Source organism: Dyella sp. (assembly GCF_035685805.1).
Lineage (GTDB): Bacteria > Pseudomonadota > Gammaproteobacteria > Xanthomonadales > Rhodanobacteraceae > Dyella_A.
Window position 1 is genome coordinate 85,308 of record NZ_DASSAB010000045.1, and the last position, 12,319, is coordinate 97,626.

A 12,319-nucleotide genomic window follows, 5' to 3' on the forward strand; every position below is an offset into this window, starting at 1 on the left:
GGCGCGGGAATGACGGCATGGGGATGGCGGCACGGGCGCGGCCGCACGGGGACGACTGCGGCGGCGAGCTCAGGCGAAGCCGTGCTGCTTGAGGAAATCGACGTCGATGCCGGACGCCTGGGAGCCGCCGATAAGCCGCTCGACGTAGCGCGCGATCACGTCCACCTCGATGTTCACCGCATCGCCCGCGCGGCGTGCGTGGAACGCCGTGTGCTCGACCGTGTGCGGGATCAGGTTCACGCCGAAGCGCGCGCCGCTGACCTCGTTCACGGTGAGGCTGGTGCCGTCGATGCACACCGAGCCCTTGGCCGCGATGTAGCGCGCGATGGCCGCCGGTACCTCGAAGGTCCAGCGCTGCGAGCGGCCGTCCGGGGTGATCGACACCACCTTGCCAACGCCATCGACGTGGCCGGACACCAGATGCCCGCCGAGGCGATCGGCCAGGCGCAGCGCCTTCTCCAGGTTCACCGGGTCGCCGGCCTTGAGCTGGCCCAGCGTGGTGAGCGAGAGCGTCTCGTTGGACACATCGGCGCCGAAGCCGTGGGCCTCCAGCGTCACGGCGGTGAGGCACACGCCGGAGACGGCTATGGAGTCGCCCAGCTGCACGTCGGAAAGGTCGAGGCCGGCGGTATCCACCACCAGTCGCACGTCGCCGCCGCGCGGCTCCAGCCGCACCAAGCGGCCGACACTCTGGATGATGCCGGTAAACATCAGCACGCCTCCCGGATGGAAGTGGCGTGGTGGCCTGTCTGCTCGATGGTCATCGCAACGTTCCCGCGTCGAAAGCGTGAAACGCCCCAAGGCATGAGGCCGGCGCGCAGCCAGGGGCCACGCGTCGAACCGTCTTCGCTTTATCCGGACTGTGAGAAAGCGGCTGCCCGCTTCCAACCGTCGGCTCCGGCATCGGACCGGATCTGCTAGACCCTTCGCCATGACAGCGAAGGCGCTCGCGGGCTCGCTTCGCGGGTCGCCCCGCTCCACCTACCGCCGGTGGGGAATTTCACCCCGCCCTGAAGACGCTGTAATTGGTTGTCGCTGGCGAGCCAGCCGCCGAATTCTAGCACCCGCCGACCGCGAGGCTGGCCGCGGCAAGGGGAAGCAGCGTTCGCCGCCGCGGACGACTGGCCGCGGCAGACGGGAATCAGCCGGGGCGCAGGCGCAGCCTCCAGTTGATGCCCACCGAACGCTGCTCGACGGTACGCAGCTGCCACCGGTCGGTCATGGCGAGGAGGTTCGGCAACTGCAGCAGCGGTCTGGCCGTGTCGCCGAGCAGCACCGGCGCGACGTACAGCAGCAGCTCGTCGACCAGCCCCGCGGCCAGCAGCGCCCCGCCCAGCACCGGACCGGCCTCCACGTGCACCTCGTTGACCTGGCGCGCAGCCAGCAGGGCCAGCACGGCGGCGAGATCCAGCCGGCCGTCGCGGACCGGTACCGTGGCGCGTTCGACACCGGCGAAACGCTCGTCATCGACCATTGCACCCGCGCCGTGCAGCACCAGCGTCGGCGCAGCGCCATCCAGCAGGTGGCTGCCGGCCGGCGTGCGCAGCGCGCGATCCAGCACCACACGCAGGGGTGCGTGCGGCGCCTGCCGGCCCTCGGACTCCTCGCCCTGAACCGTCCCGGCGCAACCCGAAGCAGACGCCAGCCGCACGGTGAGCCGCGGGTTGTCGGCCAGCGCGGTGCCGCTGCCGGTGAGGATCGCCGAGCTGCGCGCCCGCCAGCGCTGCACGTCGGCGCGGGCCGCCTCGCCGGTGATCCACTGCGATGCGCCGTTGGCCAGCGCAGTGCGTCCGTCCAGGCTCATCGCCAGCTTCAACCGCACGAACGGGCGACCGGTCTCGATGCGGCGAAAAAAGCCCACGTTGAGCTCGCGCGCCGGCTCGCGCATCAAGCCCGTCTCGATCGCGATGCCGGCGGCGCGCAGCCGCGCCAAACCTGCGCCTTCGGCCTGCGAGGTGTCCTCGGCCGCAATCACCACGCGCGCCACGCCCGCAGCGATCAGCGCATCCGCGCACGGCGGCGTGCGGCCTTGAAGGCCGCAGGGTTCCAGCGTGACGTACGCGGTGGCGTCGCGCGAGCGCCCGCCGGCGTCGCGCAGGGCAACAACCTCGGCGTGCGGCCCGCCGGCGCGCCAGTGCCAGCCCTCGCCCACCACGGCGTCACCGTGGGCGATGACGCAGCCCACGCGCGGGTTGGGTTGCGTCGTGAACAACCCGCGCTCGGCCAGCGCGAGCGCGCGGGCCATGTGGGCGTGGTCGATGGCGGAAAACGGCATGACGGCTCGTTCGGCGGCGGATCCGGCCGGCAGCATACCGCCCGGGCGGCTACTTCTCGCCCTTGCGTGCCTTGCGCGACGGATCGCTGGCGAGCAACGACAGCTGCAGCTTTTCCAGCTCCGGCAGGTCGCGCTCGAGTTTCTCGATCTCCTCGCGGAACGCCTGCACGTCCTCGAATTTGCGATAAACCGAGGCGAAGCGCACGTAGGCGACCTGATCGAGCTTGCCCAGCTCGCGCATCACCAGCTCGCCGATGTAGCGCGAACTGACCTCGCGTTCGCCGCTGCGGCGCAGGTCGTTGATGATCTCGCGCACCGAGGTGTCCACGTCCTGGCTGGCTACCGGCCGCTTCTGCAGCGCGCGCTCGAAGCTGGTGCGCAGCTTGCGCTCATCGAACGCCTCGCGCCGCTCGCCGCTCTTCACGATCGCCGGCAGCTTCAGCTCGGCGGTCTCGAAGGTGTTGAAGCGCTCGCCGCACTGCGGGCACTCGCGCCGGCGGCGCACGGTGGCACCGTCGTCGGCGAGGCGCGAATCGATCACGCGGGTGTCTTCGTGCTGGCAGAAGGGGCAATGCATTACGGTCAGTCTGCTATTCGGAAGGTGGGCGGTGATGCCAGAGATACACAGCGAGCGGTATCAGCGGAATGCCGGTGCTGAAAAACATAAAGAGGACTTCAATCCAGCCAGCCGAGGCCAGCCCCGAGGACCAAGCAAGGCAAAAGGCGACCATTGATGCCACGCAACCGCACGCGAGAGCGAACCACCACCAAGGCCTCACTCCGGCTAGAGACCTACCTTTCAACCATGTGCGCGTCAGGCAAGACACCGCGAGCAATCCAGAGCCCCCAGCGCAGGCCAGAGTCAGGCGTGGGGTGACAAATCCTAGAAGCCGGATATCACTCTCTGAGTAAATGTATTGCTCCAAAGCGCCTTGCAACATTGCAGCCAGGGGGAATACGCCGAAGACGATGATTCCTAAACTTGTCCAGAGAAGCCCCAGTAAAAACGAAGGGGCCGCAAACAGCAGCCCATACGCCATCATCCATGGACGTCGCCGTGCTACTGGCCATTGCGCCTTCACCCGTAAACCGGAAACTTCCTGCACTGCGCGGTAACCTTCTCCCTTACCGAGCTAATCACCGCCTCGTCCTCCGGCGCATCCAGCACGTCGCAGATCCACTGGGTCAGCTCGACGCAATCGGCCTCCTGATAGCCGCGCGTGGTGACTGCCGGCGTACCGATGCGCAGGCCGGAGGTGACGAAGGGCTTGCGCGGGTCGTTCGGCACGGCGTTCTTGTTGACCGTGATGTGCGCCTTGCCGAGGGCCTCCTCGGCGGCCTTGCCGGTGACGTCCTTGCCGATCATGTCGACCAGCATCAGATGGTTCTCGGTGCCGCCGGAGACGATCTTGTAGCCGCGCTCGATGAAGGTCTTTGCCATCGCCTGGGCGTTCTTCACCACCTGCGCCTGATAGCTCTTGAACCCGGGCTCCAGCGCTTCCTTGAAGGCCACTGCCTTGGCCGCGATCACATGCATCAGCGGGCCACCCTGGATGCCCGGGAACACGATCGACTGCAGCTTCTTGGCGATCTCCTCGGCCGCCTCGCCCATGCCCTGGTTGCTGGCAACGATGATGCCGCCGCGCGGACCGCGCAGGGTCTTGTGGGTGGTGGAGGTGACCACGTGCGCGTGCGGCAGCGGGCTGGGGTAGACGCCCGCGGCGACCAGGCCGGCGATGTGCGCCATGTCCACGAACAGGTAGGCGCCCACCTTGTCGGCGATGGCGCGGAAGCGGGCCCAGTCCAGCACCTGCGAGTAGGCGCTGAAGCCGGCCACTACCATCTTCGGCTTGTGCTCCAGCGCGAGGCGTTCGACCTCATCCATGTCGACGATGCCGTTGGCGTCCACGCCGTACTGCACGGCGTCGAGCACCTTGCCCGAGAGATTGACCTTGGCGCCGTGGGTGAGGTGACCGCCGTGGGCCAGGCTCATGCCGAGGATCTTGTCGCCCGGCTGCAGCAGGGCGAAGTACACCGCCTGGTTGGCCTGCGAGCCCGAGTGCGGCTGCACGTTGGCGTAGTCGGCGCCGAACAGCTGCTTGACCCGGTCGATCGCCAGCTTCTCGGCCACGTCGACGTACTCGCAGCCACCGTAGTAGCGCTTGCCCGGGTAACCCTCGGCGTACTTGTTGGTGAGCTTGGAGCCCTGGGCCTCCATCACGCGGGGGCTGGCGTAGTTCTCCGAGGCGATCAGCTCGACGTGGTCTTCCTGGCGCTGGCCCTCGTCGGCAATTGCCTTGGCCAGTTCGTCGTCATAACCGGCGATCGTGCAGTCCTTCGGAAACATTCGTGGCCTCAGTGGGTGGCGCGGATAAGGGCGGGAATTGTAGACCCCGCGGGGGTTTGCGGCCACCGGCACGCCGTGTCGCAGCATGCGTGGAGCCGGCACCGGGCGGCGCCTGCCACGGCTGCGGAGGCTCAGTGACGGCGGGACGGCCCCGGCGGCCCGGGCCGCCGGCGCGCCTCCCGGTGCACCGCCGAGACCATCACGTAGCTGATCACCATCAGCAGCAGCCACGCGCCCAGCTTGCCCGGCGGCACCATGTGCCAGCCCGCCCGCTGGGCGGGGTAGAGCCATGCATGGCTGAACGTGCCGACGTTCTCGGCCAGCCAGATGAACGCTGCCACCAGCACGAATCCCAGCAGCAGCGGCATGCGCCGGTGCACGCGTCGGATCCGGTAGTGCACCCAGGTGCGCCCGAACAGCAGCGCCAGCGCGATGAACAGGGCCACGCGCACGTCCGGCAGAAAATGGTGGCTGAAGAAATTGACGTAGATCGCCACCGCCAGCGCCACCGTGGCGGCAAATGGCGGGTGATGGCTGAAGCGGAAGTCGAACAGGCGCCAGGCCCGCGCGATATAGCTGCCCACGGCCGCGTACATGAAGCCGGTAAACAGCGGCACGCCCCCCAGGTGCAGCACCGATGCACCCGGGTAGACCCACGACCCCGCCGCTGTCTTGAACAGCTCCATCGCCGTGCCGACCACGTGGAACAGTGCAATTACCCTGGCCTCCTCCCGCGTCTCCAGGCCGGTCGCCAGCAGTACCCCCTGGATTGCCAGCGCCGAGAGCGTCAGGAAGTCGTAGCGCGCCAGCGCCGCATGTGCCGGATACCAGCGCCAGCTGGCCAGCAGCAGCGCCACCATCAGGCCACCGAACAGGCAGGCCGAGGCCTGCTTGAGGCCGAACGCGAGAAACTCGTGGGGGAACACGCCCCAGCGCCCCCGGCCGGCTGCGCGGCGGGCGAGCAGGCGGTCGAACCGAATCAGCCGCCGGCGCCAGCTTGCCCTGCGAGCCAGTGCCTCCATGTCTCCCCCCTGCACCGTGGCCAGTTGAAAACACCAATGTGCAACAGGGCCGGGCGCCGGGGGTGCCCGGCCGGGGCCATCGCGTGGCAGCGAAGGGGCCGATCGGCGATAATCGCAGGCCTTTTCCCCATTCTTCCCACCTTGCCGGGTCGCGCGCAGACGCGGCTTGCGGACCGTCTTTCGGAGCCAGCATGCAATTCATCTACACCATGAACGGGGTCAGCAAGATCGTTCCCCCGAAGCGCCAGATCATCAAGGACATCTCGCTGAGCTTCTTCCCCGGCGCCAAGATCGGCCTGCTGGGCGTGAACGGCGCCGGCAAGTCCACCGTCCTGCGGATCATGGCCGGCGTGGACAAGGACTATCAGGGCGAAGCCCGCGCCCAGCCGGGCACCAAGATCGGCTACCTGGCGCAGGAGCCGGACCTGGATCCCGAGAAGACCGTGCGTGAAGTGGTCGAGGAAGGCGTGTCCGAGATTCTGGACGCGCAGAAGCGGCTGGAAGAGGTCTACGCCGCCTACGCCGAAGAGGGCGCCGACTTCGACAAGCTGGCCAAGGAACAGGAGCAGCTGGAAAACCTGCTCGCCGCCAACGACGCCCATGCGCTCGAGCGCCAGCTCGAAGTGGCGGCCGACGCGCTGCGCCTGCCGCCGTGGGACGCCGTGGTCGGCCCGCTGTCCGGCGGCGAGAAGCGCCGCGTGGCGCTGTGCCGCCTGCTGCTGTCCAAGCCGGACATGCTGCTGCTGGACGAGCCCACCAACCATCTGGACGCCGAGTCGGTGGACTGGCTGGAGCAGTTCCTGCAGAACTACCCCGGCACCGTGGTGGCGGTCACCCATGACCGCTACTTCCTGGACAACGCTGCCGAGTGGATCCTCGAGCTCGACCGCGGCCGCGGCATCCCGTGGAAGGGCAACTACACCGAGTGGCTGGAGCAGAAGGACGCGCGCCTGAAGCAGGAAGCCAACCAGGAAAAGTCGCGCCAGAAGGCGATCGAGAAAGAGCTGGAGTGGGTGCGTTCGGCGGCCAAGGGTCGCCAGTCCAAGGGCAAGGCCCGCCTGGCCCGCTTCGAGGAGCTGAACTCGGTCGAGTACCAGCGCCGCAACGAGACGAATGAAATTTTCATTCCGCCGGGCGAGCGCCTGGGCCAGGAAGTGATCGAGTTCAAGAACGTCACCAAGTCGTTCGGCGACCGCGTGCTGATCGAGGATCTCTCGTTCAAGGTGCCGCCGGGCGCGATCATCGGCGTGATCGGTCCCAACGGCGCCGGCAAGTCCACGCTGATGAAGATGATCATGGGCAAGGAGACGCCGGACTCGGGCGAGGTCAAGCTCGGCCACACCACCAAGCTGGCCTACGTCGACCAGTCGCGCGACGCGCTCGATCCGAAGAACAACGTGTGGCAGGAGGTCTCCGGCGGTTCGGACATCCTCACCATCGGCAACTTCGAGATCCAGTCGCGCGCGTACATCGGCCGCTTCAACTTCAAGGGAGTGGACCAGCAGAAGATCGTCGGCAGCCTCTCCGGCGGTGAGCGCGGCCGCCTGCACATGGCCAAGACCCTGCTGCAGGGCGGTAACGTGCTGCTGCTCGATGAGCCGTCCAACGACCTCGACGTGGAAACCCTGCGCGCGCTCGAAGACGCCTTGCTGGAGTTCCCCGGCAGCGCGATCGTTATCTCGCATGACCGCTGGTTCCTCGACCGCATCGCCACGCACATCATCGCGTTCGAAGGCGACTCGCACGTGGAGTTCTTCCCCGGCAACTACAACGAGTACGAGGCCGACAAGAAGCGCCGCCTTGGCGACGACTCCGGCCCGCACCGGGTGAAGTACAAGAAGCTGGTCTGACGCATGAGCGACGCCGGGCACCCTGTCGCAATCGATGCCGGTGACGCCCCCGTGCGCACCGGCTCGGGTTATCCCGCGCCCTTCGCCGCGCAGATGGGCGAGCGCCTGAAACGCAGGCTGGGCGACGTGTTCGGCTTGACCGGTTTTGGCGTCAACCTGGCCCGACTGGGGCCAGGAGCGCGCTCGGCGCTGCGCCACGCGCACAGCCACGAGGACGAGTTCGTCTACATCCTCCAGGGCGCGCCGGTGCTTGTCACCGATGCGGGGGAGACACCGCTGCGCCCCGGCATGTGTGCCGGCTTCAAGGCCGGCACCGGCGACGGTCATGCACTGCTCAACCGCAGCAGCGAGGACGTCGTGTACCTGGAAATCGGCGAACGGCGCGACGAGGACACGGTCGACTACCCAGACGTCGACCTGAAAGGCCTCAGCCTCGACGGCCACTGGACCTACCTGCACAAGGACGGCACGCCGTACTGACGGCGGCGCCTGTCACCAAGGAACCCGCGATGCACTTCATGCAGACCCTCGCCGACGCCTGGCAGCGCAACGACTCGCTGGTCTGCGTCGGCCTCGACCCCGAGCTGGGCAAGCTGCCGGCACACATGAAGGAGCAGCCCGACGCGGTGTTCGCGTTCTGCGCGGCGATCGTCGACGCCACCGCGGACCTCGCCTGCGCATTCAAGCCGCAGATCGCGCACTTTGCGGCGCTGCGTGCCGAGGAGACACTGGAGCGGCTGATCGCCCACATCCACGACAAGCATCCCGGCGTGCCGGTGATCCTTGACGCCAAGCGCGGCGACATCGGCTCCACCGCGCAGCATTACGTCAGCGAGGCGTTCGGCCGCTTCGGCGCCGACGCGGTGACGCTCAATCCGTACATGGGTCGCGACTCGATCGCGCCATTCCTGGAGCGCACCGACAAGGGCGTGATCCTGCTCTGCCGCACGTCCAACCCGGGCGGCGCGGATTTCCAGGCGCTCGACTGCGGCGGCGCGCCGCTCTACCTGCGGGTGGCCGAGACGGTCGCGCGCGACTGGAACGCTCATGGCAACTGCGCCCTCGTGTGTGGCGCCACCTGGCCGGAGGAACTGGGCCAGGTCCGCGCCCGCGTCGGCGACATGCCGCTGCTGGTGCCCGGCATCGGCGCCCAAGGCGGCGACGTGGCGGCCGTGCTCCGTCATGGCCTCACCGCCGACCGCACCGGCCTGATGATCAATTCCTCGCGCGGCATCCTCTACGCCGGCCAGGGCGAGGATTTCGCCGAGGCCGCGCGCGCCGCCGCCCGGCAGCTGCGTGACACCATCAACCAGCTGCGCAGCGAGTAGGACGTCGTCCACGTAGAGGGGTGCATTCGTCCAGCACCCTGCACCATGCGCCTGCGCCGGGGACGGCCATATGACTTTGTCCGGCAGCGGGACGCAGGACAATGGCACGAGCTGCTGGCTTGGCGCCGCAAGCGTCCAGGACAGGACGCGTCAGCCAACGACCTAGCGTGGATAGATCCAGTAGACGTACATGCCGTTGGCAACATCCTCGGCGCGCTTGCCGAGGTGCCCGTCCACGACGGTGCCGAAGGTGGAACGCAACGTGCCGCCCTGCATGCGATCCACGCGTACCTGCACCCCCTTCGGGATCACGAACAGTGCCTCTACCACGAAGAGGTCGGCCCGCTCGAGCACCAGCGTCGCAGCCTGCCCTTCCGCTTCGCCGGAAGACAGATGCAGCGTGCAAGGCCGCGGCGGAAACTCGCCCCGATTGTCCAGTCCCCACCCCTCCGAGCCACTGAGAAGCGACTTCAATTCGGGAGCGGTCCAGTCGACGATCTTGCCGGCGGCAGCCGGCGGCGGCTTGTAGCGATCCTTCATATGACACGTGACCTTTTCAACGCCGTCCGACTCCATCTGCGGGAGACTGACCCGACCACCGCGCGGACGCTCCGCGCTTCGTATTCGCCGGGCTGCCAGCTTCCTGCCGGCCGGCCTTCGCACGACCTTACTCGGGAGCGGACCATTCAGCACATCCTTCGCACTGTTGATATCGGCGGGCGACACAGGGACTTTATCGTCTGCGCAACCACTACCAGCCGTTCGCAGGCTGGCCCCGCCCCTCGTGCCGACGCGGGGCGGACGCATGCAACTCAGGACAAGGGAGCCGGGTAAGGGCTCGTTTTCAGCAGTTTTGCCAAGTGCGCTGCATTGCTGGCGAGCGTGGCGATCGTGCGACGCACCTTGTCCGGGGTCTTTTCGAGATCCTTGTAGTCGGTGCTGCCCATCGCCTCGCCGACCCAGTATGCGGAGCTGCCGCCGGGCAGGCTGAAGCCGACGTCGGCCAGTGCCTGGTAGAGCTCCGCCGTGACGTGATGGGCGCCGTCCTCGTTGCCCACCACCCCCACCATCGCCACCTTGCCGAAGGTGGGATAGCGTCCCTGCTCGTCGATATCGCCGAGCACCGCGTCCAGGCGCTCCATCACGCGCTTGCTGACGCTGCACGGCTGGCCCATCCAGATCGGCGTGGCGATCACGAAAATGTCCGCATCCATGATGCGCTGGCGGATCGCCGGCCACGCATCGCCCTGGCCTTCGTCGTTGGACACGCCCGGCTTGATGTCGTGATGGAGCGCCCGCTCGGTCGCGGTGGTCACGCCATGCTTTTGCAGTTCGGCCATCAGCTGGTCCAGCAACTTCTGCGTGGAGGACGGCTGTTGCCCTTGCTTGAGTGTGCAGTTGAGCCCGAATGCGCTTAGTGCCACGGCGACGTCCTCGATATCGAATGGAGGACCAAAGACTGCAGGGTCTGCCGTGCATGGAGGGTCTGCACGGCGGACAGGGCACTTTCACATCGCCGCGGGCCGCGCACGCAACGCGCACTCGCACGGTTGCGAGAAGCCCCGCGCCACGGCCCAGCCGAGCAGCCAGCAGACGGGCAGCACCGCTGCGTACAGCATGAGCGCCGCACCGGGTCCGGCCCTCCACCGATGCCACACGTGCAACGCGGCGAACACCACGAACATGTGGGTCAGATAGATTTCGTAGCTCAGCTGCCCCCAGCTTTCCAGCCAGCCGAGTCCACGCGCGCGGCCGGTCGAAGGCGCGGACCGGCCCATGCCCACCAGCAGGCACATCGTCGCGACGGTCAGCATAAGCAGCACGCCGTCGTGCAGGGCACGCCAGAGCCACGGCACCATCAGCGTCATCACGGCCAGCATGGCGGCACCACCGAACCAGCGCAGCACGCGCGCGTCGCGGGGGCCGGGTGGCTTCGCGCGCAACCACAGCGCGCCCAGGATGCCCGTCGCGATCGCCGCCATGCCGGGCAGGTAGGCCTTCTCCTTCCACACCTCGTTGCCGACGATCGACGCCAGTGACCACGGCAACGACAGCGCAAGCAGCACCAGCAGCGGCACCAGCACCGCGCGCCGGCGCGCCAGCAGGCAGACCAGCGGAAAGCCCAGGTAGAACACCTCCTCGATCGACAGCGACCACAGCACGTCCCAATTGCCCGGCAGGTAGCCGGTCTGTCCTTCGTACCAGTTCAGATACAGGCCCAGCGCCGCGGCGACGGCGCCGCCGAGCGACTGTCCGGGTCGGGAGATCGCGTAGTCGGGCACGCCCAGCGAGTGCAGCAGGGCCAGCACCGCCACCAGCGCCAGCAGGCATGGCAGGATGCGCGCGCCACGGCGGCGATAGAACGTGGCCGGCTCGATGCGCGCCAGATCGCCCCAACGGTCCAGTGCATTGACGGCGATCAGGAACCCGCTGATCACGAAGAAGACGAACACGGCCTCGTAGCCGTTGTCGTTCATCGCGTCCAGCAACCGCGGCGGCAGCCACCCGCCCAGCACCGTGTCGCGCAACGGCACGCGCAGCCCCAGGTGATGCAGCACCACCAGGAGGATGGCCATGCCACGCAACCGGTCGATGCCGGCGTGGCGGCTGCGGAGGACGGGGGAGTTCGACGGCGCGGCAGTCAGTGCAGATCTCCAGGATATGCGACGAAACAGCTTCAGGCGCCAGTCTCGTGCGCTGTATCAGCGAAGCATGCTGGACTGGGCACGATGCACCCATGCCGCGAGTCGCGCAGCCCCGTCCGCAGACTCAAGTCTGGCGTCCGTGAATGAATCAGCCAGCGTGCCATCCGGACGCACCAGCAGCAGCACGGGATAGGTGCGCACACCAAGCGCGTCGATGAAAGTCTGGGCATCGGGCGCGATCGGCCATTCCAGATGGCGCGTGGCGCGAAACGTGCGCGCGCTCACCGCGCCATCAAAGGTCACCGCAAGCACACGCACCTCCGGATGGGCACGGGCGTATGCGTTTAGCGCGGGAATCTCGGCGATGCACGGTACGCACGCGTCGAAGTAGAAGCTCAGCAAGGTGTAGCGCCCGTCCTTGCTCACTGGTGTCCACCGTTCGCCAGCCAGCGTCGACAACTCGGTTGCAGGCAACGGCTGTCCACGGGTCACGTCCAATGCCGGCGCCTTGGCCGCGGACTTGTGCAAAGTCGCGCGATCATTCACGCGAAAAACGGCTTTCCTCGCCTCGGTGTCGATGTCCTTGGAGAAGGACCCTCCGCGGGCTGCGGCGACGAATTGATCGAAGGTGATCGGCTTGCCAGAAGCATCCTCGAATTGGACGGATGTGTCATTGGGCACCAGCATCCCTGCACGGAATTTCTCGAGCGTGATCTGCCTGCCGATGGCGGGCACCGCCACGGCAAGAAGCGAGAGGGCGAGCATCGATCGACGAAAGCGTTTGTTCATGGCCGTTTCCTCCTTGAAATGCTTGCGCGACAAGTCTCATGGCGCGTCGAGCATCACGTCAAT

At 67.4% G+C, this 12,319-nt stretch carries 12 protein-coding genes and 1 riboswitch; of the genes, 3 read left to right on the forward strand and 9 right to left on the reverse strand.

The features are described from left to right. Nucleotides 1–69: 69 nt before the first annotated feature. The 5 genes from VFG40_RS13670 to VFG40_RS13690 form a co-directional block, all read right to left on the reverse strand. The gene (locus tag VFG40_RS13670) at nt 70–711 is read right to left on the reverse strand and encodes a riboflavin synthase (protein ID WP_324898406.1); all 642 of its coding nucleotides are present in this window, start codon (nt 709–711) and stop codon (nt 70–72) included. A gap of 127 nt (nt 712–838) precedes the next feature. Next, a riboswitch (FMN riboswitch) is annotated at nt 839–1,022 on the reverse strand. Nucleotides 1,023–1,141: 119 nt separating this feature from the next. Next, on the reverse strand, nt 1,142–2,275 hold the full coding sequence (gene ribD / locus VFG40_RS13675; protein WP_324898408.1) for a bifunctional diaminohydroxyphosphoribosylaminopyrimidine deaminase/5-amino-6-(5-phosphoribosylamino)uracil reductase RibD: 1,134 nt from the start codon (nt 2,273–2,275) through the stop codon (nt 1,142–1,144). Nucleotides 2,276–2,324: 49 nt separating this feature from the next. Beyond that, nucleotides 2,325–2,852 carry a transcriptional regulator NrdR gene (gene nrdR / locus VFG40_RS13680; protein WP_324898410.1) on the reverse strand — a complete coding sequence of 176 codons (528 nt, stop codon included), beginning with the start codon at nt 2,850–2,852 and terminating at the stop codon, nt 2,325–2,327. A 501-nt stretch (nt 2,853–3,353) separates the two neighbouring features. After that, a complete protein-coding gene (gene glyA / locus VFG40_RS13685; protein WP_324898412.1) occupies nt 3,354–4,622 on the reverse strand; it encodes a serine hydroxymethyltransferase in 1,269 nt (422 codons plus the stop codon). 131 nt (nt 4,623–4,753) lie between these two features. Continuing rightward, nucleotides 4,754–5,644: a DUF817 domain-containing protein gene (locus VFG40_RS13690; RefSeq protein ID WP_324898414.1), complete on the reverse strand. Its 891-nt coding sequence runs from the start codon at nt 5,642–5,644 to the stop codon at nt 4,754–4,756. Nucleotides 5,645–5,835: 191 nt separating this feature from the next. Between VFG40_RS13690 and ettA the strand changes: the two genes are divergently transcribed. From ettA to pyrF, 3 genes are read left to right on the forward strand one after another with little or no spacing between them, the layout of a single operon-like run. Then, nucleotides 5,836–7,494 (forward strand): energy-dependent translational throttle protein EttA, encoded by a 1,659-nt coding sequence (gene ettA / locus VFG40_RS13695; RefSeq protein WP_324898417.1) that lies wholly within the window; start codon nt 5,836–5,838, stop codon nt 7,492–7,494. A gap of 3 nt (nt 7,495–7,497) precedes the next feature. Next, complete coding sequence (locus tag VFG40_RS13700) at nt 7,498–7,974, forward strand: cupin domain-containing protein (protein WP_324898419.1); 477 nt, start codon at nt 7,498–7,500, stop codon at nt 7,972–7,974. Between the two features lie 29 nt (nt 7,975–8,003). Further along, a complete protein-coding gene (gene pyrF / locus VFG40_RS13705) occupies nt 8,004–8,822 on the forward strand; it encodes an orotidine-5'-phosphate decarboxylase (RefSeq protein WP_324898421.1) in 819 nt (272 codons plus the stop codon). 162 nt (nt 8,823–8,984) lie between these two features. Here pyrF and VFG40_RS13710 read toward each other — a convergent pair whose 3' ends face one another. From VFG40_RS13710 to VFG40_RS13725, 4 genes are all read right to left on the reverse strand, one after another. Beyond that, nucleotides 8,985–9,362 (reverse strand): hypothetical protein, encoded by a 378-nt coding sequence (locus tag VFG40_RS13710; protein WP_324898423.1) that lies wholly within the window; start codon nt 9,360–9,362, stop codon nt 8,985–8,987. A gap of 272 nt (nt 9,363–9,634) precedes the next feature. Further along, a complete protein-coding gene (locus VFG40_RS13715) occupies nt 9,635–10,246 on the reverse strand; it encodes a flavodoxin family protein (protein WP_324898425.1) in 612 nt (203 codons plus the stop codon). Between the two features lie 84 nt (nt 10,247–10,330). Continuing rightward, nucleotides 10,331–11,398: an acyltransferase family protein gene (locus VFG40_RS13720; protein ID WP_414649299.1), complete on the reverse strand. Its 1,068-nt coding sequence runs from the start codon at nt 11,396–11,398 to the stop codon at nt 10,331–10,333. 126 nt (nt 11,399–11,524) lie between these two features. Then, nucleotides 11,525–12,256, reverse strand: coding sequence for a TlpA family protein disulfide reductase (locus tag VFG40_RS13725; RefSeq protein WP_324898427.1), 732 nt, complete (start codon nt 12,254–12,256; stop codon nt 11,525–11,527). Nucleotides 12,257–12,319: the final 63 nt, after the last annotated feature.